The organism is Natronorubrum halophilum (assembly GCF_003670115.1).
Classification (GTDB): Archaea; Halobacteriota; Halobacteria; order Halobacteriales; family Natrialbaceae; genus Natronorubrum; species Natronorubrum halophilum.
In genome coordinates, this window is sequence record NZ_QQTY01000001.1 from 683,380 (window position 1) to 710,086 (window position 26,707).

A 26,707-nucleotide genomic window follows, 5' to 3' on the forward strand; every position below is an offset into this window, starting at 1 on the left:
ATGCACGGCGTGTGACGTGCGAGTGTAGAACAGCACGCAGGGCATATAAATCTCATGCCCCCGCAGTGAAAGTGAAATCGCAGTACGGGAGCCGGATGACGGTGCTGTCTGACGGTCGTCTGCCGACCGTCATTCGTGAGGTAGTACCACGGTCTCAGCTCGCAGAAGATAGGTCTGGAGCGAGTCGCGAAACGACCGTCCCGCCGGCCACGGTGCGTCGGTATCGACACCGAGTCGCTCCGGGTCACCGACGTAGATCCAGACCGACCGCCCGTCGGCCCGAGGTACCGAAACTCGAGCGTACAACCCGCGGTCGACGCCCTCGTACCGATCGAGGCGCTCGAGTGCCGGTTCATCGACCGCGAGCAGCCGTCCCTCGACACTCCCACCCGGCACGAGCGTCGGATACCGGCCGTCGACGCGGTGAAGCCCCTCGAGGGTGGCTCGGCCGACGAACTCGTACTCGCCGGAGCACTCCTCGAGGAGCGCGGCGGCCTGCTTCGGGTCGGTCAACGTCCCGTAGACGAAGACGAGCATACGCGCCGTTCGGACGCCAGGGACTTCCTCGTACTGCTTCGAGTCATCTCGCGACAAATCGACACGACGGGGATGTTCGAGTGATCCGTAACTCGAATCACCCCACGAGACCGAGCGGCTCACGTCCACCGGCTGCTGACGAACGGCGCTCTCGCTGACGACGGATGCAACGCGTCTCAAAAACCGAATCCGCCGGGAACTACCGTTACCGCTCCTCGAGCGGGACGAACTCCTGACCTTCGGGACCCGTGTACCGCGAGAGCGGTCGGATGAGTCGGTTATCCTCCTGGTACTCGAGGACGTGGGCGACCCAGCCGCCCGTGCGGCTCATCGCGAAGATCGGGGTGTACATATCGATCGGGATGCCGAGCTGGTAGTAGACGGAGCCGGAGTAGAAGTCGACGTTCGGGGCGATGCCCTTCTCCGCGAGTCCTTTCTCCTCGGAGAGGTACTGCTCGATCGTCGTGGTGTAATTGTACCACTTGTCGTCGCCTTCGGCGGCGAGTTCCTTGCTGCGCTCCTGGAGGATCTTGGCGCGCGGATCCTTGACGTTGTAGACGCGGTGGCCGAATCCGGGGATGCGTCGGCCTTCCTCGTTCGCTTGCTTGACCCACTCGCGGTGGTCGAGTTCGCTCTCGTCGATCTCGAAGAGGACCTCCATGACGTCCTGATTCGCACCGCCGTGAAGCGGTCCGGAAAGGGCGCTGACGCCGCCGGTCACGGCGCTGTAGATGTCGGCCATCGTCGAGCCGATCACCATCGAGGTGAACGTCGAGGCGTTCAGGCCGTGATCCGCGTGCAGGATGAGCGCCTGGTCGAAGGTTTCTGCGTGAATCTCGCTCGGCTCCTCGCCGGTCAGCATGTACAGGAAGTTCGCCGCGAGCCCCAGGTCAGGGTGGGGGTCGACGGGCTCCTCGTCGAGACGGTAGCGCTCGAAGGCCGCGAGCGCCGTCGGGATCTTGGCGGTGATCCGTCGCCCCTTTCGGAGCGTCGCCTCGAGATCCTCGGGATCGGCGTCGTCTTCCGGCTCGGACGCCGAGAACATCGAAACCGCAGTCCGGAGTGCGGCCATCGGCTGCTCGTCGGCTGCCGCGAGGCGTTCCATCGTCGCGCGGACGTCGTCGTCGATCTCGCGTTCCTCGTTGATCGACGCGGTGAACTCCTCAAGTTCGGTCACGGTCGGGAGGTGGCCGTGCCAGAGGAGATAGACGACTTCCTCGTAGCTCGCGCCACGAGCAAGTTCCTCGATCGGATACCCTCGATAGATCAGCCGGCCTTCGTCGCCGTTTATCGAGCTGAGTCCGGACTCTGCAACAAGGACTCCCTCCAATCCTTTCTTGAGATCGTCAGCCATAGTCGAACTTCCGCACCCCATTGGAAAAGTATTGTCGTTTGTTCGCTGTCACGGCCGAACGCGCGTGATGTCACCGTTTAGTTGTGGTTCTGTGAAAACTGAATCGAGTATGCCGACGTTACTCTCGACATGTGTACACCGATTAATATGTGAGGTACATTATTTTTCATTAGTTTCGTCGAGACTGTCGGCGATTGTGGCCGCGTCGTTTCCGATTCTCGAGAGGACCGGATCGCCTCGAGCAACGAACGATAGTACCAACTGAACCGATTCCCACACTGATCGCACGACGGCTGTGCGATCTGGTGTTCATCGACGTTCAGTAGCACTATAGCTGACGGCTACCGGTCGCGATACGCTCGGAGAAACGAAAACGAGATCCAGTTAAGCCCGCTGACCCAGCTTTTCGCGGCTGATCCGGACGCCGGTCGGCGTGATGATCATCTGATCGTCGCCTTTCCGAACGATATCGCCGTCGACCTCGTGGGCGACCTGTCGGAGTTCGTCGACGATGTGTTCGACGGTACTATCTTCGGTGCGGAGGCGCGTGATATCCGCGATGACGATATCGCCGTCGTAGACGGCGTCTTTGATGTCGATCGCATCGGCCTGACCGCTGACCTCTGCGATGTGTACTTGCATCGCCGCCTCGGTCGCATTCGCCGACACGTCGTCGAGATCCAGTTCGACGTAATCCTCGGCAGTTCGGGACTGCCCCCCGCCGAGAATTTTGCTCATAAGTCCCATTGGCGTACCCCACCGCCGCCGTCAGTATAGTTCTTACGTCAGACGGAATGTCGTCGATTACCGACACGATCGAAGCCGGGACCCCTCTGCGGCCGGTCGCTCGAGCGCCGCACCGACGGCGACCTTTTTCACCCCTCGGATCATTCCACAGATCAAATGACGTTCAGTATCTGCGCCCACGAGTCCTATACCAACGGGGACGGCGACGAGCACGATCGATTCGGCGTCGCCGTCACGACCCGCCTTCCGGGCGTCGGCACGCTCTGTCCGTTCGTCAGCGAGAACTGCGCCGTCGCAACCCAGAGTCTGGTCAACGTCGAGTTGGGACGCCGGGGGATCGCATACGTCGACGACAGGCTGGCCATCGAAGATGCCCTCGAGGCGCTGCTCAACGCCGACGACGGCGCGCCCCAGCGGCAACTCCACGGCGTCGACCAGAACGGGGCGTTCGCGTTCTCCGGCGAGGGGTGTGGTGACTGGTACGGCCACCGCAGGGGCGATCACTACACGGTCGCGGGGAATCTCCTGACCGGCGAACCGGTGGTCGACGCGACCGCAACAGCCTACGAGGCGAACGCCGTCCACGAGACGACCGACGACACCGGCGGCAGTCCGCGAGACGGCACCGGTCCCGATCCGCTGGCAAAGCGCCTGATCGATGCCCTCGCTGCGGGCGATCTCGAGGGCGGCGACAAACGCGACGGGCTGGCCGTCCAGAGCGCGGCCGTCATCGTCGAGACGACCGAAGCGTACGACGTGACGCCGCCGTACAACAACCTTCGGGTGGACGCGACGGAGACGCCGATTCCCGACCTCCAAGAGACGTACAACCTCGCAGTCGCCGGGTACGAGGACACGCTCGAGCGATACCGGGAAGCGTACGAGGAGGATTCGCTGGACGAAACCGCAGTGTCAACGGCAACGAACAACGGTTCGCCGTCGAGTTGACGCTCCGAGACGGGGTTCCGGAAACGAGTGGTGTACGATCCGCCGTGACGAGTTCTCGGCACGACCCCGGCCGTCTGCGGTTCCGTCGGACCCGACCGAGAACGGTCCGTATGAGTCGTCGCCCGTCAGGCCCGGTTATCCGGAGAATTCGTAGAGATCGTCGCCGACGTGGTGCAAGGAGTCGATGACCTTGCCCTCGGTACCGACCATGTCCGCACCCTCCACGCGAGCGCGGCCGATGGCGAGCACCTTCCCGTGGGACTCCTCGGCGATGACGACCAGGTCGCCGGGGGAGATGTCGTCGGTGGCCTCAGTGATTCCGGGCCGCATCACGTCCGCGCCGTCGCTGACGAACGAGACCGCGCCGGCGTCGACCGTGACCAGTTGCTGGTGCGGCTCGTAGGTATTTGCGCCTCTAACCGTCAGGAACGGCTCTTCCTCGAAGTAAGCGACCTGTGGTTCGCCATCGATGAGGACGACCTCCCAGTCAGTGTCCTCGAACTCGACGCGCTCGTAGGCGTCACCGTCGGGTGAGACGCCGAGTTGCTCCTCGAGCGTATCCTCTACGTCCGAGACGGCATCGCTACGGAGATGGTGTCGAGACTTGACCTGCATACCCGTGCTACCGCCCGTACGCATTTAATAGATTAGATTCGGCGCGACACATCGGTGACTCGCCGAACCGGGTGTGGCCGGAACGGACGCTCGCGGGCGACGTCTCGCTCCGAGCGCGACCGTGAACTTCACCCCGAGCGAACCGGGGCAGGATATTCACCCCCTCGAGTGGAGATCCGCGTATGGTGCGGACGCTCGGCGGCGACGACACGGATCGGATGGAGGCGCTGAGCGACGGCGTATTCGCGATCGTGCTCACGCTGTTGGTGTTACAGTTCGAGGTGCCGAACGTGTCCACGTCGGAACTCCCCGCAGCGGTGGCCGACCAGGAGACGCTGCTGGTCAGTTACCTGCTGAGCTTCGTCGTCGTCGGGCTCTACTGGATCATCCACCACAACCTCTTTCGGTACATCGTCGCCCACGATCGGCTCCTCCTGTGGCTGAACCTCCTGTTTTTGCTCTCGATCTCGTTTCTCCCCTACCCGACGGAGCTGATGGGCGTCTACGGAACGCGCTTTACCTGGTCGCTGTACGCGATCAACTTCGTGCTGGTGGGCGTGCTCATGACCGCCGTCTGGGCCTACGCCGCTCGAGCGGGATTCACCGACGACGAGATCGACGATCGAGCCGCGCGATTGATCACGATTCGGGGGCTGATCTCACCGGCGATATTCGTCCTCTCGATCGCTGTCGCCGCCGTAAACCTCACGGTGGCGTACTTCGTTCCGATACTGATCGGCCCGGCCCAGATGGTGTGGGTCCGGTACTACCAGCGGCTGGCCGACGACGCGAGCGAAGAGCGGCGAGACGAGGATCAGTAGCCGATCCTCGAGGCGTCGTCGATCAGCCGCTGATAGCCGGGGAAACCACTATCCAACCGTGTGTGGTAGACGGTCGGACTGCGACCCCATGGCCAGCGAATACGTCTTCATCAGCGACCTCCACATGGGCGGCGACGAGGAGCTCACGGCACTCGACTTCGAGTCGGAACTCCTCTCCTTCCTCGCGGATCTCGAGGAGAACGGCGACGACGTCGAACTGATCATCAACGGCGACGCGTTCGGGCTGTGGGAGTACGCCGAAGTGGAGGGACCGGCAAAGCTCGACCGGGTGATCGAGGACCACCCGCGCGTTTTCGAACAGCTCCGTGCGACCGGCGAGGAGATCGATATCACCCTCATTCCGGGCAACCACGACTACGACCTCGCGTGCTATCCATCGCACATCGATCGGCTCGCGGCGTTCAACGTCACGCTCGAGCCGGAAATTTCGATAACCCGCGAGGTCGGCGACGCGCGAATCTGGATCGAGCACGGCCAGCAACACGACGCGAACAACCGCATGCCCGACTGGGGGAATCCCGACGCGCTCCCGGTCGGTTACTTCGTCGTCCAGCGGATCGTCGCCGCCGCCGGCCGCTACTCCGAACAAGCCAGGGGCGACTGGCTGCGCGACATCCAGTCGGTCGCCCCGATGGAAGAGATCCCGCGCTGGCTCCTCTCGAACTACTTCTACCGGGAGATGAGTCCGTACTTGCGGGCGATCGTCGTCCCGCTATTGGTGTTTTTCAACATCACGATCATCTACCTCTTCGGCACCATTCTCGAGGCCGCGGGGATCATCCCCTCCTGGGTGTTCACCGACAATCCGGTGATTCACGCCCTCGGTATCGCCGACATCGTGCTCGAACTCATCATCACGATCAACCTCGTGATCATCGCCGTCTTACTCCTGCTCGCGATCCCGTTCTGGCTGTTCAGACGCGACCTCGAGCGGACGCTCGAGCGCTTCGGCGTCGTGCTGTCCGGCGTTCGCGTCGGGCAGGGCGACGAGCCCTTCCTTCGCGCGGCCAGGGAGACGCTCGAGGCGAACCCCGACATCGCCGTCTTCGTCTACGGACACACCCACCGAGCGTCGCTGACGAAGTGGGGCGATCGGGTCGTCGTCAACACCGGAACCTGGCTGAAGAAACTCCAGCACGTCGAGACGTGGTTCTCGCGGCTCCCGGGTATCTACGTCCCCTCGTTTCGGTTGAACTACTTCCGGATCTTCGCTGAGGGCGACCGGGTCGTCGTCGAGTACGAGGAGATCAAAACCGACGAGTCACGGGATCTCACCCGCTTTCAGCGACTGGCCGTGCGCCGTCCACCGGGGGAGAACCCGATTCCGGCGCGAACGGTGATCGACCCCGACGGAGCCCTCGAGGTACCCGGTTCGGAGCCCGAGAGCGATTCCGTCTCCGGACGGGAAACTGCGATCACCGACGGAGACGACGGTGAACGAACGACTGACGGACGTTCGGGCGAGGAGGGCGATCGGCACGGGTCGTCGTGACGGCTGTGATCGTTGGTCGTTTCACGCTCACAAACTGCCCGAATAGCCGTTTCGGCGACCGATCGAGGTGCCTGACAGTCGGCTCTGTCAACGAATGAGGTAATTGCTAAGTGTTGGCACGGCGTCGTCACAACTATGTGGCCCTCTACGAGCCGCACCGAGACGGTCACGTGCCTCGCCTGCGGCGATCGGATCGCTCGGTCGATGGCCCGCGAGTACGACAAGCACGGCGATCGCTGGGATCGCGAGGAGAAGGTCTTCGAGTACCTCTGTAAGTCCTGTCACGGCGATCTGTGTCACCACCCGCGGACCGAACTCGAGGATCTGCTCGTCGAACTCGACGCCGGCAACACGGCGCGGGAGCCGTTTCTCTCGCGGTACCTGGAAGCGATCGAAGAGCGATACGGGACGCTCGAGGAGGAGTCCTGAAGGCGTACTCGATGGTCACCGACGCGGTCGACTCGGCCGTCGGCACGCGCACCGATCCGATCGTCTCTCGCCGCTCATCGATAGCTGCTCCCTGATCCACCGTCGTTCACCGCGGTGTCCCGTCAGTATGAAACTCGAACCGGGCACCTCCGTCGGCGCCCTCCGTAACCCGAATCGTCCAGTCGTGGCCGTCGGCGATCTGGCTGACGATCGCGAGACCGAATCCGGACCCTGACGCCGTCGTCGTGTGACCGTACTCGAAGATCGAATCCCGGTCCTCGATCGGGATTCCCGGGCCATCGTCTTCGACGAAAAATCCGTCGGAGAACGTGCCAACCCGTACGGAAACGGCGTTCCCACCGTGCTCGACGCTGTTTCGAAACAGGTTCTCGAACAGGCGTAACAACCGATCCTCGTCGGCGACGATCGGTCGGTCGCTCGCGAGCGAAAGTGTCGCGTCGGCGGTGTTGACGTTCACCCACGCGCGCTCGACGAGACGCTCGAGATCGATCGGTTCGGTGTCGCCGATCGATTGTCCCTCGCGGGCCAGCAACAACACTTCCTCGATGATCGTCTCCATTCGGTCGTGGGCGAGCGCGATATCGGAGAGATACGCACAGTCGACGGACTCGTCGGCCAGGTCGAGATATCCCTGTGCGACGTTCAGCGGATTGCGAAGGTCGTGGCTGACGACGCTCGCGAACTGCTCCAGTTGCTCGTTCGTTCGACGGATTTCGCGTTCGCGTTTCTTGCGTTCGGTGATGTCGCGCGTGTTCAAGACGACGCCTTCGACGAACGGGTCATCGAGCAGGTTACTCCCGATCGTTTCGACGTCTCGCCACTGGCCGTCGGCGGTGCGAAGACGATACTCCGCCCGATCGAGATCGACCGACGCATCGAGTCCGGTCTGAAACCGTTCGATGATCCGCTCTCGATCGTCCGGATGGATAAACTCGAACGCCGATCGCCCGACCATTTCCGACGGTTCGAACCCCAGAACGCTCGTACTCGAGGGGCTCTGGTAGCGGATTTCGCCGCTGCCGTCGACCATCGTGATGAGGTCGGATGCGTTTTCGATGAACGACTGGTACCGCTGTTCGACGGCGTGCTGTTCGGTGACGTCTCGAAGGAGCAGCAAGCGAATCCCGTCGACGTTCGAGAGGCGCTGGAGTTGCACGTCGAAGAACCGGCGACCGTCGTCGCCGTCGACGACCATTTCGGTCCGTCCCGTCGGGGCCCCGTCGCGGACGATCGACTCGATCTCGGGGAAGAGGTCGGTCACGTCCCGACCGACGATCGAATCGGACCCGCGGTCGGTCGTGCGTCGGCGAACAGCGGCGTTGCCGTCCCGGATGCGGTTGGTTTCGTCGATCACGAGGAAGCCGTCGTGCATGTTCTCGACGACGGCAGTGCGGGCGACGGGGGTGATATCGAGCAAGTGGTGGCGGTAGATGGCGAGGGCGAACGCGAGTCCGGAGGCGGTAAACGCGACGGGCGTCAGGTCGAGGTTCCCCATCGGTCCGAAACCGAGAAACCACACGACGTTGGCGACAAGCGGGACGAAAACCGCGACCAGGATTGCGATGGCTTGTTCCCGGTAGACGTGTTGCGATCCGTACACCGTCTTGAGCAAGAACCCGGCACCGACGACGAGGAGTCCGTACAGGAACAGGACGTGGATGATCCCCATCGGACCGAACGTTCGGTCCAACACGACGAGGTCCGCGACGACGGCGGTATCAGGGGGATACTCGTACAGTTGTCGGTACTGCGTCGCGTAGAGGACGAACGCGACGGCGGGTTCGATCGCGAGCAAGAGGACGACTCGCCGGGAGAGCCACTGTTCGTTCCCCGAGTACGCGACGGCGAACGAAAAACAGGAGATCGACACCAGAACGGCACCGACGAAGGCGACGCCCAACCAGACGCGCTTCGTCGGTACGGGGCCGCTCAGCAGCTGCAACGCGTACGCGCCCGACCAGATCGCACACCCGACGTTCAGACCGACGAACGCGCGGACGCTTGGCTCGTCCAGCGCATCCGTTCGTTCGACGACGGTATAGACGGCTAACGCCCCCGCGATCACCATCGCCAGAAAGAGAACGCCGATATACGGGAGAAGCTGAGTGGTGTACTGCCAGACCATATCGTCGAACGATTCGTCTATTTGCCTCGACAACTATACCGGTTCTGGCTGGACCACATATTGGACCGAATGAACCGGGTGAGAGACCGTCCCCGTTCCGATCCCGACACGACTTTCACCCTTTCGTCCGTACCCCGCTGTATGAGCGACGACGCACAGGCCGAAGCCGGCACGGCCGAAGGGCAGGGTCCCGTCGAGATTTCCGAGGACCTCGCACGACATCTGGAGAACAAACGCGACGACCTCTTCGAGAAGTTCGAGATCCGCGACGAGTTCCCGCAGGCGGTGCTCGAGGAAGCCGAGGAACGAACCGACGACGTGATCGCGGAGATCGAAGACGAGATCGACGAGCGAACGGACCTCCGCGACCTGACGACGTGGACGACGGACCCCATCGACGCCCAGGACTTCGACGACGCCATCTCGGTCGAGGAACGCGACGACGAGTACGTGCTCTGGGTTCACATCGCGGACGTTACCCACTACGTCAACCCCGAGACGTCGATGTGGGACGAGGCCGTCGAGCGCGGGAACACGGTCTATCTACCGGGATACACCATCCACATGCTGCCGCCCGTACTGGCGGAGACGGTCTGTTCGCTGGTCCCTAACGAGGATCGACTCGCCCACACCGTCGAGATGCACCTCGACAAGGAGAACCTCTCCTACGAAACCATCGAGATCTACAAGTCGGTGATCGAGTCCGACGAGCGCCTGACCTACGCGCAGGCCGAAAAGCGACTCGAGGACCCCGACGCGCCGCTGCACGAGGAGAACACCCTGGTCCACGAACTCGCGGATCGGATGCACGAACAGCGCAAGGAGGACGGTTCGCTCGTCTTGAATCCCGCTCGAGACCGGGCTCACACCATCATCGAGGAGTGCATGCTGAAGGCCAACAAGGCCGTCACGCACACCCTGATGTGGGATCGCGGCGTCGAAGCGATGTACCGCGTCCACCCGCAGCCGAGTCCCGACGAGTGGTCCAAAGCCCTCCGCGAGATTCAGGACTTGGACGGCGTCTCGATCCCCGGAAGCACCTGGGAAGACCCCCGAAAAGCCGTCAACGCGACGCTCGAGGACGCGCCGGGTCGCCAACTGGACAAGATCCAGTGGGCGGTGATGAAGGTGATGCCCCGGGCTCGCTACATGAACGACCCCTTCGGCGGCCACCACGCGCTGAACTTCGAGATCTACGGCCACTTCACCAGTCCCATCCGCCGGCTCAGCGACCTGATCAACCACTGGATCGTCTACCAAAACGACGTGCCGGAGAACCTCGTCGAGCTTTGCGATCGTGCCAGCGACAAGCAAAAGGACGCCGAACAGTGCGAGCGCGAGTACAAGAACTTCCTGCAAGAAGTCGGCCTCGATCCGATGGCGGTCAACAACCGCGGGATCGAAGTCGTCGACGACGAAGACGCGGACAAAACGCTGTAACGGCTACGGGACGCCCCGTCGCGCTCGAGCACCGTCGAACGGCCTCGGTGAACCGGTGAGCCGGTGAACTCACTGCGAGATTGGTTTTTCGTAGACGTACTCCTCGAGCCCCGACGCCAGGCCGGTCTCGCGGGTCCCGACGCGCTCGAATCCCGCGGACTCGTAGAACGAGACGCCGATATCGTTGTCCACGAGCACGGACAGCCGAATTCGGTCGAACGACGCCCCGAGTTCGGCCTCGAGTCGCTCGAGCAGTCTGGTCCCCGCACCGGAGCCCCAGCGCTCGGGGCGGACGTAGAGCCGTGCCAGATACGCGACGGCGGCGTTCTCCGGCCACGGAACGACGTGGGCGAACCCCAGACACCCGCGTTCGAAGTCGGAGCAAGTCTCCGGCTCTCGATCCGACGGACCCGGCTCCACGACGAGGAAGGCGGCATCGTCGCGGTCGCTCGCGTCGCTGATCGACGACTCGAGGTCGCCGATCGCGTACCAGTCGTCGACGACGTCGTCGACCGTCTCCGGCCCGATAATCTCGTCGTAGGCGGCGTGCCAGCTCTCGCGGGCCGTCTCGTGGACGGCCCAGACGTCGTCTGTCGTTGCCCGGCGAACAGCTCGAGTCACGCGTGTCAATACCACGTCCGGCGGGAAAAGTTCGCGGTCAGCCGCTGATCGGTTACACGGGTTCTGACACGTCTTCGGGGCTCCGCTCGAGATCGAGACGCTGGCTCTGCAGAACGGAAGAAGGAATGTTGAGACACGGCGATCTGCGTTCTGGAACGCTCGTCGGCGATCCGAACGCGAATCGACCGATTTCTCGACGACAGCCACGGGCAAGCACGAGGGAGTTCGCTCGCTCGACGACGCGGCAAAGGCTCGCCGAACGCCGCGGTGACGGGCAGCGCGGTCAAAACGGGTCCGGGAGGGAGCCGAAACGGCCGCGTACAAGTCCCAGATTGTAAATAACTAATCCACCGATAACATCGAAGCCCCCTACTATCACACATGTCTTCAGACGAATATATAGGCCCCCCGGACTAACTGAAGAACGTAATGGAACAACATTTCGGACGTCGATCCGCACTGCCAGTCCCTAATCAGCGTAGCCGGTTTCGGGGAGTGTCGATCTGATGGCTGTCACCGGACTCGAGGGACTCGCTTTGCTCGTCGGTCGCGTACTCTTCGGCGGCGTGATCGCCTTTACGGGGCTGAATCACTTCATGCAAACCGAACAGATGACCGGATACGCCCGTCACAAAGGCGTTCCAGCGCCGAAACTGGGCGTTCTCGCGTCCGGTCTCTTCCTCATCCTCGGCGGTTTCAGCGTCATGCTCGGCGTCTTCCCCAGCCTCGGGGCGGTCGCCATCGCCGGGTTCCTCATCGTAGCCGCCGTCATGTTCCACGACTTCTGGGCCGTCCCCGAAGACCAACAGCAAACGGAGATGACCCAGTTCCTGAAGAACATCTGCCTGGCCGGCGGGGCTCTAGTCATCGCGGCGGTCGGGTCACAGGAGTGGGTGTACAGCCTCAACGTCATGCTCTTCTAACGGGACAGCGGCGCGAGTTCTCCGTCGGGGAGTGCGTCTAGGCGCGTTTCGTACAAAAGGGATACCGACGAGCGATTCGACGGAGTCAGCAGCGCAACTCGACATAAATACCCGCTAGCGACGGGCAGCGGACTCGAGAGCCGGTCGCTACTCGATATCGATTCGGTGTCGGTTATCCTCGCGCTCGTCCTCGACGATCGGGAGGTGAACCTCGAGGACGCCGTTGTGGTAACTCGCCGTGATCTCGTCGGTTACGATCGCCTTGGGGATGGGAACCTGTCGGCCGATTCGGCGCGAGCGGACGGATCGGACGGCGTCGGAGCCCTCCTCGACATCGGTGTGAGCGCGGATTTCCAGCATTCCGTCGGCGAAGGTGAGGTCGATATCCGCCTTTTCGAAGCCCGGTAAGTCCATGACGTAGACGTAGGCGTCGCCCTCGTCTTCGAGGGTCGCCGTCGTGTTCCCGCCGACCATCGGGCTGGCGATCGTACTCTCCTCGGACCCGCTCTCGAGAGCGGGACCGACGCCCGGTGCGCCGAACTCGCTCATCCAGGTCGACCGGAGTTGATCGAAGGCGTGGTCCATCTCGCGAAACATTCGGTTCATATCGTCAAAGGATCTCATAGAGAATCAGGACCGTATAGGTCACGACCGGAGATAAGGATTTCTGGATAGGAGATAGCACGCCGCTACAGCGCCATATCTCTCGAATCACCGGTTCCGACGCACCGTTGGCGCCCCTCGAGTTCGGCGCAGGCCTCCCGGAGGAGCCCGTCGAGGATCTCGGGCGTCGTGGGATGGTACGCCCGTTTTGGGACCTCCCGCACGTCGACTTTCATTTCGACGAGAACCTGCATCGTCTTCGCCATCACGTCGGCGTGGAGGTGGAGCCCCTGGAAACCGAGCACCCTGCCGTTCTCGGCGTCGACGATCAACGTTGCCCGCCCCTCGGGATGGTTCTTGGTCGCGAAAACGCCGTCCGACGACGCCTTGCGAGTAACGACGAAGGCGTTCATGCCCGATTCGGCGACCGTCGCGGGCGTGTGCCCGATTCTGGCGAACGGGTAGACGCCGAGTCCGGAGAAGATCACGTGGTGGGGGACGTTGACGTAGGGCTCGAGGTCCTCGCCTCGGTGCCGGCGAACGATGTTCTCGGCGGCCGCAAAGCCCTGTTCCTTGGCGACGTGTAAGATCGGTTCGCGACCGTTCGCGTCGCCGACGACGAAGACGCGCTCGTCGGCTGTCGTCTGCATAGTCGACTCGATCCAGCCGTCTTCGGGCTCGAGTCGCGTCCGCTCGAGCCCCAGTCCGCCGAGATTCGGCCGGCGGCCGGTAAAGCAGTAGAGTCGGTCGGCTTCGAGCGTTCGCTCCCGCGGATCACTGCCGTCGCTCTCGTCCTCGTCACCGTCCTGTTCGACGACCATACGAACGCCGCCGTCGTCGATCGGTTCGACGCGTTTTTCGTCGGTGTTCGTCAGCACCTCGATGTCGAACTGGTCGCGGTAGCGTTCGAGAATCGTTTCGCCGTATTCGGATTCCATCTCGTCGAGCGGATGGTCGTCGTGTTCGACGACGGTGAGGTCGACGCCGCCGACTTCGCTGAGGTAAGGAGCGAGTTCGAGGCCGATGTAGCCAAAGCCCATGACGATCCCCGAGTCGGGGAAGGTAGTGGTATCGAGTACGTCCGCGCTGGAATCAAACCCGACTTCGTCGATTCCCGGGAGGTCGGGCACGTCGAGCACCGAGCCGGTCGCGATGACGACGTAGTCGGGTTCGATCCGTCGGTTCCCGGCCTCGAGAACGCGGTCGTCGACGAACCGAGCCGTTTCGTGTACGAATTCGACGGATTCGCGCTCGGCCAGATCGTGAACGTGACTCGTACGATGGTCGGCAAACTCCGAGACGTGCTCGTCCTTTCGGGCGACGACCGCTTCGGGATCGGCCTCGGGAACGCCCTCGAGTCGGTCGTCGTGGCGCGCCTGATAACGGTGTTGGCCGGCCGAGAGCACGTCCTTGGAGGGCATACACCCGCGAAGGATACAGAGCCCGCCGCCGGGCTCACCGTCGTCGAGCAGCGTCACCTCGAGCGGTTCGTCGAACTCCTCGCTCCGCGCCACCAGTTCGTCGGCGACGGCGACCCCCGCGCTGCCGTAGGCTCCGACGATCGCAACGTGTACCATAACTCCGCTACGGCGTCAGTACAAAAAGGCGTTCTTGCGATCGGGACTGTATCGCAAACGAACCGATTCGACGACTGGCTTACCGGTGCACTCGAGCGGCGACGGCGACCGTGAGGGTCGCCATCGTGACGAGCATTGCGAGTGAAACAGCTGCGATCCTGTTCATTGCCGACCGTCCGGTGACGCTGGGGTATAACAGCGCTTCTGGCAAAGCCGTCCAACTGTGGCTGTCCGTCACACGCGTCGGAAACGAGACGGACGATCCGCTCGAGTCGCTCGGCTGATTCGAACCTCGCGCAGAATTACCGGGAGATCGATTTCCCGCCCTCTTTGACGACGGCATCGACCTCGTCCTTCGAGAGGAGCGCAACGTCGCCGGGGATCGTCCGCTTGAGCGCGGCCGTCGCCGCGGCGTACTCGAGTGCCGTCGGAACATCGTCGCCGTGGAGTCGGCGAGCGATGAACGCGCCGGTGAAGGCGTCGCCGGTTCCGATCGAGGAGACCGTCTCGGTTTCGTAGGCCTCCTGTTCGTGGACGACGCTGTCGTGCCACCCGACCGCCCCTTCAGCGCCGCGGGTGACGATGACGGTGGTGAAGTCGTACTGCGAGCCGAGTTTGTGTGCGAGCTGTCGCGGGTCGCCCTCGAAGCCGAGGACGGTCCGGGCGTCTCGGGCAGCGATGACGAGCACGTCGATCCCCGGAAACAGCCGTGTCAGCGTCTCCTTGGCTTCGTCGGGGGACCAGAGTTTGTGTCGGTAGTTGAAGTCGAACGCCGTCGTCGTCCCGCCCTGTCTGGCCGCCTTGAGCATGTTCGCCGTCGTCTCGCGCAGCGTCGAGGAGAGTGCAGGCGTGATGCCGCTCGTAAAGAACACACGAGCATCCTGCACCAGATCGGTGTTCAACTCGCGGGCCTCCGCCGTCGAGATGGCGGTGTGTTCCCGGTCGTAGATCACGTTCGACCCCCGGGGCTTGCCCGCCTGCTCGAGGTAGTACGTTCCCTGTCGCCCGCGGTGGCTCCAGACGACGTCGGTCTCGATCCCGTGCTGGCGGAGTTCGCCGACGACGCGTCGTCCCAGCGGCGTCTCCGGAACCTTCGATAGCCACGTCGCCGTCGCCCCCAGCCGATTCGCCGCGATCGCGACGTTGCTCTCCGCGCCCGCCGCACGGACCTCGAACTCGGCCGCCTCCTCGAGTCGTTCGCTCCCCGGCGGCGACAGCCGAAGCATCGTTTCCCCGAACGTGACGATATCGCTCACGGGTCGATCCCCCAGACCGGCCCACTGCTCGTGTGTTCGTCGATCATACTCGGAGCAACGAACGGCTGTGACATAAGTTGTGGCCTTCTGTCGATTTCCCGCAATTACTGAACCGAGTTAGACGGCGGATGAACGACGGTTGTTCGCTGGGTGCGTCCGTCGGTTCAGTCGGGACGAGCGGCTTCGACCGTCGACTCGACCGAGACGATCGCGGGTACGTCCGAGCCTTCGCGTTCGTCGCTCCCCTCCTTCTCCCGATCGTTACCCACGGCCTCGTGATCGCTGTCGGCCCCGTCCTCGGTCTCGAGAGCGATCTTCGCACCGAACTCGGCGAGCAACGCACGGCTCGCCACGACGTGGTCCGTGACGGCGGGTACCCGAACGCGTCCGCCGGCGAGCGCGAGAAAGACGAGTAGCTGATCCGCCATGTGTCGATCGACCGGCGGTGATCGGTCGTCTTCACCACCCCGCTCGAGAAAGTGGTTCGCCGCATCGGCGGCCTCCTCGCCGACGCGCTCGGCCGGCTTGCCTCGCTCGCCGAGGGCGGAAAAGCCCGCGACTCCCGTCCCGTGATCGAGTCGGAGGACGATCGCCGAGCCGGGGGACGGACTCGCCGCAGTCGTCTCGCAGCGCTCGATAACCTCGAGCACCGTCCCAGATTCGCTTCCGATTTCGGCGCGCTCGAGCGCCAGCCGTTCGAGCGCGCCCTCGACCTGCCGAAACGCCACGTCGCTGTCCGCGAGCGAGGCGGACTCCGTCGAGTAGAGTCGGACGCCGTGGAGCGGACCGCGCTCTACGAGGTCGATCGACTCGGGTTCCGAGGGGGCGAGGTGCAGCGTCGCACGGCCGCCCCCGTCGGGGTAGAATCCGCGGCGGTCGACCGCACAGGTCGCCGCCAGTCCGAACCGGCGGAGCAGCGGGAGTTTGACGCGGCGAACGTACTCGAGCGGCGGCGACCAGGCGACGTCCGTTCCGCCGGTAACCGTCACCGAGAGCCGGGACTCGAGCACCGACGCGAGCGGCAAGAGCGCGTCGAACAGCAGCGTCACGCTGCCGGCGGTTCCGATATCGACCTCGTACCTCCCGCCGGCGAGGCGGCCACGTCCCTGACCGCTCCAGCCGATCGCCCCCTCGCTGGACTCGAGGGAGGGATCGAACTCGATCGTCTCGGATCCGAGTTCGGCCCCCTCGACATCGGCGTCGCAGAGGTCGGCCATCGTCTCGAGCACCGCGAGGTGCTGGTGTCGAAGGCCGGGTGTGGAACGATTCCCGCGGACGTTCTCGATGCGGACGGGTTCGTTCTCCAGTACCGACAGGGTGAGCGCGCTCCGGAGGTACTGTCCGCCCGCGTTCGCGCCGTCGAGTTCGTGCGCGGTAACCATGAGCGTGAGTGGGATTTAGGCCTCGAGCGCCGTACCTGTGATGGTACGAGGCGCGTCGATTACGTGCCGTCGTCGGTTCCGGAACCGGACGAGGGCGGCGAACAAAACAACCGTTCGACGGAACGTTCGGAGAGAGATCCGTTCGAACGTGATACAATCAAGACTATAAATATGATTAGAAGTAAAGTTAGAATTGGTTTTTATATTCTGGAATGAATAATATTAACTGAATCGATACGTCCGATACCGCCGGACAGTGACCCGATATGCCGCCGCCGAAACGACGGCGGCGACGAGTATCGCGAGGCCGAGGAAGCCGATTCGGACGGTCGCGACCGACACTCCGACCGTCGCGACGCGCTTGTACACCGCCGAAACGTTCCCCACGAACGCCGGGGAGACGACGATCGTCACGCCCGCGAAGAGCCCACCCAGTCGGAGAAACGACCCTCGACCCATCTGCGCGTACACCGGCGTGTCGGTGAAGAAAAACGGCACGGGAACGAGTTCATCGCGGTCGACGTCCAACTCGACAGCGAGAACGACCGCCGTGGTACAGACGCAGACTGCAACACCGAAGAGCACGAGCGCCGTCGTCTCCACGATGCTGGCGGGGCTCGCGACGCCGATCGGAGCGACGACGACCGTGACGAGCGGAACGCCGACGGCGGTCGCCGCCAAGACGTGACCGCCCACGAACTGCGGTCCGCCAACCGTCGTCAGGAGCATCGGCAGGGTTCGGTAGTGGACGCCGACCGGTTCGGAACCGACGCCGACGCCGGCCGCGAGTCCGAGAGCGAACGCGAACAGTAACAACAGCGGCACGCCGACGATGCTGAACACCGGAAGCACGACGAACACGACGAACACGAGAACGTATGCCGTAGACAGCAGCCCCCGTGGAACGCGGCGTTCGACGAGCAATCGTCCCCGAGCGACGGTGAGCGTCGGCTCCGAGACGCGACCCTCGAGCATCCGTTCTAGCGGACCCGTTCCGACGAAAGAGTGTGAACCGGACGTTCGGGTCGAACTGGCCGACTCGCGTTCCCAGACTCGCCGGGCGAGGACCGTACCGGTGGCCACGAGAGCCGGTATCGCGAGCGAGAGGACGCCGAACGTTGCCAGCGCGCGGCGGGCTTCGACGTCGATCCGATCCCCCGCACCCAAAAACGCGAGATCGACGAGCCACGCCGGCGACGGGAGGTCGTCCCACGCGTCCAGCGCGACGACCGACACCACGCGGTCTCCGAGGAGGATCACCGTGACGACGAGCGCCGTCCAGCCGAATACGAACAGCACGTCCCTGTAGAACCGACCGCGAGCGATCCGCATGCCGACGAGCTGGACGGCGAGCCTGCCTGCAACGCCGATCCCGACGGCGAACGCCGACGCCCACGCGACTGCGACGATGATCGTGATCGCGGCTGCTGGCGATCCGATTCCGAGCGCAACCCCGACCGCGACGGCGATCGCGGGCACGGCGAGGACGGCCGCGACTCGAGCGAACACGAACAGGTGCAGTCCCAGAGCCGCCGTGGGTGCCGTGACGGTCGTCAGGAGCATATCGCTGTGCAGTTGCTCGAATCGAGCGTGCGTCAGCGCCGAACTTCGCAAGACGACGCCGACGAACGCAGCAACGACGAGTCCCGTCACCTCGGCCGCGCCCGTTTCCGTTCCCGTCGACGCGAGGTCGCGCCCGATCGAGTAGGCGACCGCACCGAGTGCGATCCCGACGAGTCCCGCGACGAGTCGGAGCCACCTTCGAGGCCACGATCGATCGAGTTCGCGGCGGTGGCGAATCCACTCGATTCGCGCGATACGCACGCTGTCTCGGAGTTTCGCTCCGTTCATGTGTGATTGGAGACGGACGGCGTGATCGAGCCGTCCGTTGATTATCAACTGAAACCGTCCCGTAATATTTGTTTTCCATCAGTCGGAGTAGAAACCATTAGGATAATCGAGAGGAGGCGCGGGTATCGAGCGACGGGGAACTGAGAGGCGCTGTGGCCCTATCGTTACGATCGATCTCGCGAGTCGCACGAGCCAGTCTCCGGACGTCCGCGGCACGGTCGGCCCCAACACGCCACGCTATCAGCCCCGGCCCGTCACGCTCCTCGAGACGGATCAGTCGTCTCGAGTGTCAGGGAGAACTGGCGTAAAACAGACGTACAGGACCGATGGCAGCCGTTGCAGGCCAGCAGGTTACAACGACTGGACGCCAGAGTGTGACCATGAACCAACTCAGTGATCGGCTCCTCATCCTCGTCATCGCAGCGACCGGATTCCTGGTGTTGGTCGCCGGCTGGGCGGGCGGCCTCGTCGAAGCGGAGGCACCGATCGGGTGGGAACTCGCGCTGATCGGCGGGCTCATCCTCCTCGTCCTCGTCGTCCTGATCGGCTTCTGGACGGAGTTCAGCCTGGTCGATCGGGATCGAGAGCAGAATCAGGATCGGCCGAATTGACCCGAATCGAACGCCGAGATCGGTCGAAACGCCCTCAGCCGTGGTGGCCGGGATAGTCGCGTTCGAACCGGTCCTCGATCTCGGTCTCGTCGAAGCGAACGATCACTGGTCGGCCGTGCGGGCAGGCGTAGGGATTTTCGCAGTCGTCCAGTGCGGCGAGCAGGTCGACCACCGTTCCCTCCGTCAGCGACGTGTTCCCCGTAATCGACGGATAACACGCCAGATCGCCGAGGAACTCGTCGGCCAGCGCGTCGACCGTCTCGGCACCCGACTCCCGGTCGCCGTCGACGAACGAGGCGAGAACGTCGCGCAGGCGTTCGGGCTCGAGCGTCTTCTCCAACACCGCCGGGACGGTCGTCACGGAGACCGTCCGGTCGCCGGTTCGGTCGGCGTAGAAGCCGAGCCTCGAGAGCGCCTCGCGGTAGCTCTCGAAGGCCGCCGCCTCGGCGGCCGTCAGCTCGAGTTCGACGGGCGAGGCCAGCGCCTGGGCGGCGGGATCGTCCGCGAACGCTTCCGTGAGGCGTTCGTAGTTCACCCGTTCGTCGGCGGCGTGCTGGTCGATCAGAACGAGCCCGTCGGGTGCCTCACAGACGAGGTAGGTATCCGTGTACTGGCCGAGCACGCGTAACGGCGGCAGCGAGTCGAACTCGGTGCCGTCTCCCGTTGCGGTCTCGCCCGCGAGCGTCCGCTGTTCGGTTGCGGCGTCGAACTTGCGTTCAGGTTCGCGGTCGTGGCTCGAGTCAGCCGAGGCACTGGTACCCGAGTCCGTCGCCGTCCCAGGGATCGAGTCGGGCGAAACGCTGACACTCGAGTCCGATGACGCGTTGGCGTTCGGCTCCGACGGTGTGCCGGTTCCCGAATCGGCTGCGGAGGGAGAGTCAGGTTCCGCCAGCCCGCCGGTTCCAGCGCCGGCTGGCGACTGAGGATCCGGCGATCCGCTTCCCGTCGCCTCGTCGCTCGAGTCATCGCCGCGGTTCCGCGGGTTCGAGGGGGAGCGTACCGAGTCGGCTCTTCCCCGAGAGTCCGCGGTCGTCCCCTCCGCAGCCGTTTCATCGGTCGTCGACGACGGCTCATCGTCGTCAGATGACGCGCTATCCTCGGCGGACTCGTGTCCCGTGACTCGAGCGGTTCCGGGCTCGAGACGCGCCTCGTCGGGAGCCGACCGACCGCGGGGGGCCCGCGAGCGGAGGAGTCCGTGCTCGAGCAGCGCGGACTCCGCGGCGGCGTCGACCTGCCGGCGGACGGCGTCGTCGTCGTCGAAGCGCACCTCCCGTTTTCGGGGGTGGACGTTCACGTCGACGGCGTCGCCTGGCGCTTCGAGAAAGAGGGTGACGAAGGGGTAGCGGTCGCCGCCGAGCTGGGTGCCGTAGGCCCCCATGATTCCCTCGCGGATGGCGTCAGCCGTCACCGCGCGGCCGTTCACGTAGGTGGCGAGGTACTCCCGACTCGAGCGGTTGGTTTCGGGGTGGGAGACGAGTCCGGAGACGCTCTCGAGGGGACCGGGCGGGAGGTCGTCCGCACCGACGTCGACGGGAATCATCGCGGCGGCGACCTCCCGGCCGTACACGGCGAGGACGGCGGCCTGTAGATCATCCTGTCCCGTCGTCGCGAACACCTCGCGGCCGTCGTGGGTAAGCGAGACGGCGACGTCCGGGTTCGCGAGCGCGTAGCGCGTCACGATGCGGTTGACGTGGGCGAACTCCGTCGCCGTCGTCTTGAGGAATTTGCGTCGCGCCGGCGTGTTGTAAAAGAGGTCGTCGACCTCGACGATCGTCCCCGCGGGACAGCCCGTGGGCTCGACGGTCGTCACCTCGCCGCCCTCGTAGACGAGTTTCGTCCCCGCACCGTCGGTAGCAGCGTCTCGCGGGCGCGACTCGATCGTCAGCCGCGAGACCGAGCCGATGGTGTGCAGCGCCTCACCCCGGAAGCCGAGCGTCGCGACGCCGGACTCCAGATCCTCGAGACCCTGAATCTTGCTCGTCGTGTGCTGGCGAACGGCAGCACGGACGTCAGACTCGGACATGCCGTCGCCGTCGTCCGCGACCCGGATCAGTTCGGTGCCGCCCTCCTCGATGGCGATGTCGACGGTTTCGGCGTCGGCGTCGAGGCTGTTCTCGAGGAGTTCTTTGACCGCGCTGGCGGGGCGTTCGACGACCTCGCCGGCGGCGATTCGGGCGACGGTATCCTCGTCTAGCTGGCGGATGTCGGTGTCCTGTGATGGGTGGGTGTCGGTCATAGCTCCGTCTGCCGGCGCTCGTACTCGTCGGACTCGAGAGTCGAGCCCGCACGGTTAACCCGTAACGGATCGCACTCGATTCCGTTCGCTCGGCTCATGGATTGTACTCGTACTCGAGCGTGGTTAAGCTGTGGGTTGGTGACCGATCCGGCCGACGCGGCCGCTCGAGCGCGCCGGCAGCCGTCGGTTCGTCGACGGCCCGTCGGCGCGGATACGGCTTCACCGCGCGCGCCATCGATCGTCGACGGCCGGCCGCGTGTTAACGTGAGGACTCGAGCAAGCCGTCTACGCCGGACGCGATCGATTCCCGGCCGTCCTCGCCGACCTCGACGAGCGGCGGTCGGACGGCGTCCGAGGGGATCACGTCGCGATACTCGAGGGCGGCCTTCGTCGCCGGTGCAAAGCCGTCGTTCGCGCAGGATTCGAACAGCGGGACGATGGCGTCCTGTACGGTCTCGCCGCGGTCGCCGTCGGCAGTGTCGTACAGTTCGGCGTACCGCTCGGGAGCGGCGTTCGACAGCGCGTTCACGCCGCCGTCGGCACCCATCCGGAGCGCCGGCAGGAGCAACGCGTCGTACCCCTGCAACGTGAGGAAGTCGTCGGGCGTCCGTCGCATGACCGACAGGAAGTACTCGAGGTCGCCGCTCGAGTCCTTCAGCCCGATCACGTTGTCGTGGGCGGCGACGGCCGCGAGGGTTTCGGGCTCGAGTCGCCCGCCGGTACAGACCGGGATGTTGTAGAGGAGGAGGGGCAGCGGCGACCGGTCGGCGACCCGTTCGACGAAGCGCTGGTTGCCTTCGGGGGCGTTGGCCGCGTGGAAGTACGGCGGCGTGATGACCGCGGCGTCAGCACCGGTTTCGGCCGCCGTTTCCGTGTGGGCAACCGCGTCGTGGACGCTCGTCGCCGCCGCGCCCGCGAGGACGGGGACGCGACCGCTGACGTGTTCGACCGCGAGTTCGACGACGCGGGCGTGCTCCTCGCGCGAGAGGCTGGCGAACTCGCCCGTCGTTCCGCAGGGAAAGACCGCGTCGATGCCGCCCTCGAGGAGGTGGCCGAGGAGCGTCGCGAATGCGTCGTCGTCGACGTCACCCGAGTCGGGGTCGAAGGGGGTGACGAGCGGACAGGTGATTCCCTGGAGTTCCTGGTGGAGCGTCATACGTTGTCATTCCGCGGCGACTGCAAAAACGTACCTGCTCCGGTGACTCGCCCGTCATCGGAAGCGTTGCAGCGACGGGTGCCGTCGGTGTCGGAATAGCAAGTGTACCGAGTATCGAAGTAGCGAGTCTCCCGAGTATCGAAGTAGCGAGTGTACCAAGGCGAGTTCGCTGCGCACGTAGACACGACGACTCCACGTCCTCCCCAGCCGACTCGCTCGTTCACGAGTTCACTCGCTCGTCCCTCACGCGACTGTAGAGCGCGGATTCGCTATTCGCTCACCGCGCTCCAGCGCGCGCCACCGCGAGACGGCGTCCGGGCCGTGCCGTCAGTCGTGGGCAACCGAACGAGTCGCGTTACTCGAGCCCCAGATCCTGCGACAGCGAGTTTCCGGCGCGCGGAACGCCCTTGACGGTCACCGTCTCGCCGTTCATGAACGAGGCGGCGGGACTCGAGAGGAACTGGGCGACGTCGGCGATCTCTTCTGCGTGTCCGATGCGGCGGTCGGTCTTCTCGCGGGGCGGCATGGCCTCGCTGTCGATGCCGAGCGTCTCGGCGACGCCGGGCGTCTGGACGAGGCCGGGGGCGATACAGTTGACGCGGATGCCGTCGTCGGCCCACTCGACGGCGAGCGTCTCGGTGAGGCGGATGATCGCCGCCTTCGACGCGCCGTAGTGGCTCTCGCCGGGCGCGGCGTGTTGGCCGTTGACCGAAGAGAGGTTGATGATGACGCCGCCGTCGCCCTCGCGCATGACCTCGCCGGCGAGTTGGGTGCAGTGGACCGTACTGGTGAGGTTGAGGTCGACGATGGTTTCCCAGCCGTTGGCCGAGATGTCCTCGAAGTTCGCGACGAACTCGCCGCCGGCGTTGTTGACCAGAATGTCGATATCGCCGAACTCCGCGACGGTTTCGTCGACGAGGTTCTGGACCTGCTCGCGCTCGCGAACGTTGCATTCGACGGCGAGCGCGTCGCCCGCGTCTTCGGCCCCGTCGATCCCGTCGGCGACCGGCCCGACGCGGTCCATCGACCGCGAACAGATCGCGACGTTCGCGCCGCTCGCGGCGAGCGTCTCCGCGATCGCCTGCCCGATTCCCTGGCTCGCGCCGGTGACGATCGCCGTTTTGTCCGAAACGTCGAAATCCGGTTCGTGCATCGTGTTCTCTTGCCTCCCACCGAGGCATAGTATTTCCGATACGACAGGCTCGTCTCACTCCGCGTCCTCGAGTCGCCGCTGTAGCTCCTGGATCTCCGAGACCAGTTCGATCGGCGGCGTCGTGTTCACGTCGATCCCTTCGAGGGCCTCGAGTACGGCTTTCGTCTCGGGATCGAGCGACTCGTCCTGGTCGGTCGATTCCGGCTCCTCGTCGTCGGGATCGGCCGACCCGCGGAACTGACCGCTCGAGACGTCGAACACCGCCTGAACCGGGTCGCTCGAACTCCCGCCTTTGGCCTCGATGGCTTTCTCCTCGCGCAAGCGCTCGAGGACGTCCCTCGAGCGGTCGACGACGGGGTCCGGAACCCCCGCGAGGTCGGCGACGTGAACCCCGTAGGAGCGGTCGGTCGGCCCGTCTCGAACCGTGCGAAGGAAGGTGACGTCGCCATCGCGTCCGTCCGCCGAGCGGGACGACGCCCCGCTGGACGACGACTCCGGGTCGCCGGCGACCGCGATGTGGACGTTCGCGACGCGGGGGAGCTTCTCGGCGAGACCGGTCAACTCGTGGTAGTGGGTGGCGAACAGGGTCTTGGCCTGCACTTCGTTGTGCAGATACTCCGTTGCGGCCCAGGCGATCGAGATCCCGTCGTACGTCGCGGTTCCCCGCCCCACCTCGTCCAGAATGACCAGCGACTCGTCGGTCGCGGTGTGGAGGATGTGCGAAAGTTCGCTCATCTCGACCATGAAGGTCGAACGGCCCTGTGCGAGTTCGTCGAGCGCGCCGACGCGGGTGAAGATGCCGTCGACCAGCCCGATCTCGGCCTCTTTCGCCGGGACGAAACTGCCGATCTGTGCGAGCAGGACGATACAGGCGACCTGACGCATGTACGTCGATTTTCCGGACATGTTCGGACCGGTGACGACCAGAAACTCGCGGTCCTCCTCCAGCCGCACGTCGTTCGGCACGAACTCCGTCGTCTGCTCGACGACCGGGTGGCGTCCCTGCTCGAGGACGAGGCCGTCGCCTCGATGCAACGCCGGCTGGACCCACCGGTTCTCCGCGGCGTGCGTCGCCAGACTCGAGAGCGCGTCGACGGTCGCCAGCGTCCGGCCGACGTCCTGAAGCAGTTCGGCGCGGGCGGCGACGGTCTCCCGAAGCTCCTCGAAGAGTTCGTACTCGAGTTCGCCGCGTCGCTCCTCGAGACGGAGGATCTCGCGCTCTTTCCCCTCGAGTTCGTCGGTCGTGAACCGCTTCGAGTTCTTGAGGGTCTTGATCTCCTCGTAGTGATCGGGGACGCCGTCCGCAGCCGATTTGCCGACCTGGACGTAGTAGCCGTCGGTCTTGTTCCGGTCGACCGTGACGTGTGAGAGGCCGTACTGCTGTTTCTCCCGGTCCGCGAGCGTCTCGAGCCACCGCTTGACCTCGTCGTGGCGCTCGATCACCTCGTCCAACTCGTCGTCGTACCCCCGCTGGAGGAGTTCGCCCTGTCGCACCGTCGACGGCGGATCGGCGGCGATGGCGTCCTCGAGGGACTCCCGCAGCGCTCGGGCGGCGTCCCGGTCCGGTCGGTCGACGATCGACGACAGGGGGGAGTCGGTCAGGTCCGGGTTCGACGCGACGACGTCGGCCAGCGCGGGGAGAATCGCCAGCGTCTCCTGGACGGATTGGAGGTCTCGAGCGTCGGCGCTGCCGTGGGTCGCCTTCGACGCCAGTCGCGCCAGATCGTAGGCGTCGTCGAGGGTGTCCTGTATCCGGTCGCGCGCCAGCGCCGCCGCCGAGAGTGCGGCGACGCTCTCCTGACGCCGCTCGAGCACCTCGAGCGATCGTCGCGGGCGCTGGAGCCACTCCTTCAACAGGCGGCCGCCGGCGCTCGTCTCGGTGTGGTCGATCGTCTCGAACAGCGAGCCGTCGGCGTCGCCCTGCATCGTCTCGGTGAGTTCGAGGTTTCGCTGCGTGGTCGCGTCGAGGGTGACGTGATCGTCGCCGTGGTGGGCCTGAATGCGAGTCATCGAGGCGAGCACGCCGGTGCCGGTCTCCTCGACGTAGGCGAGGATCGCGCCGGCGGCCGAGATGGCGGGCTCGCCGACCGACAGCCGCCCGACGGTCTCCTCGCCGAACTGCTCGCGGACCGTGTGTGCGGCTCGTTTCGGCGCGAACGCCTCCGTCTCGTGAATCGTGAGCGCCGCGTCGCTCCGTTTGCGGATCAGGTTCAACAGGTCGTCGTCGCTTCGCGCCGCCGGACCGGGCAACACCTCGACGGGATCGAACCGGTACAGTTCCGTCAGCGCGTCGTCCGCATCATCGGCTTCCGCGACGAGGAACCGACCGGTCGTCACGTCGGCGAACGCGAGGCCGTACGCGTCGCTCTCGCCACCGTCTACCACCGCCGCGAGATACTGCGCGTCCGCGTCGGTCGTCTCGAGCAGCGTGCCGGGCGTCACGACGCGCACGATCTCGCGAGCGTGACCCGAGTCGGTTTCGTACTGGTCGGCGACGGCGACGCGGTAGCCGCGCTCGACCAGCGCCTTGAGATAGGGTGTGAGTTCGGTGAGCGGGACGCCGGCCATGGGGTACGACGAGCCGTGGGAGGACTTCTGGGAAACCTTGAGATCGAGTTCGTCGCTGACCAACTCGGCGTCCTCGCCGAAAAACTCGTAGAAGTCGCCACACTGCATCGCCAGCACGTCGGCGTCGGTGCCCTCCTTGAGCGAGAAGAACTCCCCGACGATACCCGTCGCCTCTGTCATACCCGGTGACTATCCTTCCACCGCAAAAACCCTGCGGGAT

24 protein-coding genes are annotated in these 26,707 nt (G+C 64.8%); 8 read left to right on the top strand and 16 right to left on the bottom strand.

The window, feature by feature from the left end; all coding sequences use genetic code 11:
• Nucleotides 1-129: 129 nt before the first annotated feature.
• The 3 genes from DWB23_RS03300 to DWB23_RS03310 all read right to left on the bottom strand — a co-directional run bounded on the left by DWB23_RS03300 (nt 130) and on the right by DWB23_RS03310 (nt 2,638).
• Nucleotides 130-537, bottom strand: coding sequence for a gamma-glutamylcyclotransferase family protein (locus DWB23_RS03300; RefSeq protein WP_121741369.1), 408 nt, complete (start codon nt 535-537; stop codon nt 130-132).
• Between the two features lie 205 nt (nt 538-742).
• On the bottom strand, nt 743-1,891 hold the full coding sequence (gene citZ / locus DWB23_RS03305) for a citrate synthase (RefSeq protein ID WP_121741370.1): 1,149 nt from the start codon (nt 1,889-1,891) through the stop codon (nt 743-745).
• Nucleotides 1,892-2,275: 384 nt separating this feature from the next.
• Nucleotides 2,276-2,638 carry a cell division protein SepF gene (locus tag DWB23_RS03310; RefSeq protein WP_121741371.1) on the bottom strand — a complete coding sequence of 121 codons (363 nt, stop codon included), beginning with the start codon at nt 2,636-2,638 and terminating at the stop codon, nt 2,276-2,278.
• 156 nt (nt 2,639-2,794) lie between these two features.
• Here DWB23_RS03310 and DWB23_RS03315 point away from each other — a divergent pair, with 156 nt between their 5' ends.
• Nucleotides 2,795-3,586, top strand: coding sequence for a DUF1028 domain-containing protein (locus tag DWB23_RS03315; protein ID WP_121741372.1), 792 nt, complete (start codon nt 2,795-2,797; stop codon nt 3,584-3,586).
• A gap of 135 nt (nt 3,587-3,721) precedes the next feature.
• On the opposite strand, the gene DWB23_RS03320 is transcribed toward DWB23_RS03315, so the two are convergent.
• Nucleotides 3,722-4,201 carry an RNA-binding protein gene (locus DWB23_RS03320; protein WP_121741910.1) on the bottom strand — a complete coding sequence of 160 codons (480 nt, stop codon included), beginning with the start codon at nt 4,199-4,201 and terminating at the stop codon, nt 3,722-3,724.
• 182 nt (nt 4,202-4,383) lie between these two features.
• Here DWB23_RS03320 and DWB23_RS03325 point away from each other — a divergent pair, with 182 nt between their 5' ends.
• The 3 genes from DWB23_RS03325 to DWB23_RS03335 all read left to right on the top strand — a co-directional run bounded on the left by DWB23_RS03325 (nt 4,384) and on the right by DWB23_RS03335 (nt 6,964).
• Complete coding sequence (locus DWB23_RS03325) at nt 4,384-5,022, top strand: TMEM175 family protein (protein ID WP_121741373.1); 639 nt, start codon at nt 4,384-4,386, stop codon at nt 5,020-5,022.
• A gap of 88 nt (nt 5,023-5,110) precedes the next feature.
• On the top strand, nt 5,111-6,535 hold the full coding sequence (locus tag DWB23_RS03330) for a metallophosphoesterase (protein ID WP_121741374.1): 1,425 nt from the start codon (nt 5,111-5,113) through the stop codon (nt 6,533-6,535).
• Between the two features lie 135 nt (nt 6,536-6,670).
• Complete coding sequence (locus DWB23_RS03335; RefSeq protein ID WP_121741375.1) at nt 6,671-6,964, top strand: DUF7562 family protein; 294 nt, start codon at nt 6,671-6,673, stop codon at nt 6,962-6,964.
• A 106-nt stretch (nt 6,965-7,070) separates the two neighbouring features.
• On the opposite strand, the gene DWB23_RS03340 is transcribed toward DWB23_RS03335, so the two are convergent.
• A complete protein-coding gene (locus DWB23_RS03340) occupies nt 7,071-9,143 on the bottom strand; it encodes a histidine kinase N-terminal 7TM domain-containing protein (RefSeq protein ID WP_238717332.1) in 2,073 nt (690 codons plus the stop codon).
• A 108-nt stretch (nt 9,144-9,251) separates the two neighbouring features.
• Between DWB23_RS03340 and DWB23_RS03345 the strand changes: the two genes are divergently transcribed.
• Nucleotides 9,252-10,550: an RNB domain-containing ribonuclease gene (locus tag DWB23_RS03345; RefSeq protein ID WP_121741377.1), complete on the top strand. Its 1,299-nt coding sequence runs from the start codon at nt 9,252-9,254 to the stop codon at nt 10,548-10,550.
• A gap of 69 nt (nt 10,551-10,619) precedes the next feature.
• Here DWB23_RS03345 and DWB23_RS03350 read toward each other — a convergent pair whose 3' ends face one another.
• A complete protein-coding gene (locus tag DWB23_RS03350; protein WP_121741911.1) occupies nt 10,620-11,171 on the bottom strand; it encodes a GNAT family N-acetyltransferase in 552 nt (183 codons plus the stop codon).
• 506 nt (nt 11,172-11,677) lie between these two features.
• Between DWB23_RS03350 and DWB23_RS03355 the strand changes: the two genes are divergently transcribed.
• Nucleotides 11,678-12,094: a DoxX family membrane protein gene (locus DWB23_RS03355; RefSeq protein ID WP_121741378.1), complete on the top strand. Its 417-nt coding sequence runs from the start codon at nt 11,678-11,680 to the stop codon at nt 12,092-12,094.
• 147 nt (nt 12,095-12,241) lie between these two features.
• Here DWB23_RS03355 and DWB23_RS03360 read toward each other — a convergent pair whose 3' ends face one another.
• Nucleotides 12,242-12,700, bottom strand: coding sequence for an Hsp20/alpha crystallin family protein (locus DWB23_RS03360; RefSeq protein WP_394341742.1), 459 nt, complete (start codon nt 12,698-12,700; stop codon nt 12,242-12,244).
• An 83-nt stretch (nt 12,701-12,783) separates the two neighbouring features.
• Nucleotides 12,784-14,274, bottom strand: coding sequence for a dihydrolipoyl dehydrogenase family protein (locus tag DWB23_RS03365; RefSeq protein WP_121741380.1), 1,491 nt, complete (start codon nt 14,272-14,274; stop codon nt 12,784-12,786).
• Nucleotides 14,275-14,399: 125 nt separating this feature from the next.
• Between DWB23_RS03365 and DWB23_RS22825 the strand changes: the two genes are divergently transcribed.
• The gene (locus DWB23_RS22825; protein ID WP_162989732.1) at nt 14,400-14,558 is read left to right on the top strand and encodes a hypothetical protein; all 159 of its coding nucleotides are present in this window, start codon (nt 14,400-14,402) and stop codon (nt 14,556-14,558) included.
• 18 nt (nt 14,559-14,576) lie between these two features.
• On the opposite strand, the gene kdgK1 is transcribed toward DWB23_RS22825, so the two are convergent.
• The 3 genes from kdgK1 to DWB23_RS03380 form a co-directional block, all read right to left on the bottom strand.
• Nucleotides 14,577-15,530, bottom strand: coding sequence for a bifunctional 2-dehydro-3-deoxygluconokinase/2-dehydro-3-deoxygalactonokinase (kdgK1, locus tag DWB23_RS03370; RefSeq protein ID WP_121741381.1), 954 nt, complete (start codon nt 15,528-15,530; stop codon nt 14,577-14,579).
• A gap of 164 nt (nt 15,531-15,694) precedes the next feature.
• Nucleotides 15,695-16,912: an RNA 3'-terminal phosphate cyclase gene (rtcA, locus tag DWB23_RS03375; protein WP_121741382.1), complete on the bottom strand. Its 1,218-nt coding sequence runs from the start codon at nt 16,910-16,912 to the stop codon at nt 15,695-15,697.
• A 222-nt stretch (nt 16,913-17,134) separates the two neighbouring features.
• Complete coding sequence (locus DWB23_RS03380; RefSeq protein WP_238717333.1) at nt 17,135-18,736, bottom strand: GumC domain-containing protein; 1,602 nt, start codon at nt 18,734-18,736, stop codon at nt 17,135-17,137.
• A gap of 407 nt (nt 18,737-19,143) precedes the next feature.
• Here DWB23_RS03380 and DWB23_RS03385 point away from each other — a divergent pair, with 407 nt between their 5' ends.
• Nucleotides 19,144-19,374 (top strand): hypothetical protein, encoded by a 231-nt coding sequence (locus DWB23_RS03385; protein WP_121741384.1) that lies wholly within the window; start codon nt 19,144-19,146, stop codon nt 19,372-19,374.
• Nucleotides 19,375-19,408: 34 nt separating this feature from the next.
• Here the strand turns inward: DWB23_RS03385 and mutL are convergent, their stop codons facing one another.
• From mutL to mutS, 5 genes are all read right to left on the bottom strand, one after another.
• Nucleotides 19,409-21,610: a DNA mismatch repair endonuclease MutL gene (mutL, locus tag DWB23_RS03390; RefSeq protein ID WP_121741385.1), complete on the bottom strand. Its 2,202-nt coding sequence runs from the start codon at nt 21,608-21,610 to the stop codon at nt 19,409-19,411.
• Nucleotides 21,611-21,704: 94 nt separating this feature from the next.
• A complete protein-coding gene (locus DWB23_RS22830) occupies nt 21,705-21,845 on the bottom strand; it encodes a hypothetical protein (protein ID WP_162989733.1) in 141 nt (46 codons plus the stop codon).
• A gap of 24 nt (nt 21,846-21,869) precedes the next feature.
• The gene (locus DWB23_RS03395; protein ID WP_121741386.1) at nt 21,870-22,766 is read right to left on the bottom strand and encodes a dihydrodipicolinate synthase family protein; all 897 of its coding nucleotides are present in this window, start codon (nt 22,764-22,766) and stop codon (nt 21,870-21,872) included.
• Between the two features lie 355 nt (nt 22,767-23,121).
• The gene (locus tag DWB23_RS03400) at nt 23,122-23,919 is read right to left on the bottom strand and encodes an SDR family NAD(P)-dependent oxidoreductase (RefSeq protein ID WP_121741387.1); all 798 of its coding nucleotides are present in this window, start codon (nt 23,917-23,919) and stop codon (nt 23,122-23,124) included.
• A 54-nt stretch (nt 23,920-23,973) separates the two neighbouring features.
• A complete protein-coding gene (mutS, locus tag DWB23_RS03405; RefSeq protein ID WP_121741388.1) occupies nt 23,974-26,667 on the bottom strand; it encodes a DNA mismatch repair protein MutS in 2,694 nt (897 codons plus the stop codon).
• Between the last annotated feature and the right edge of the window lie 40 nt (nt 26,668-26,707).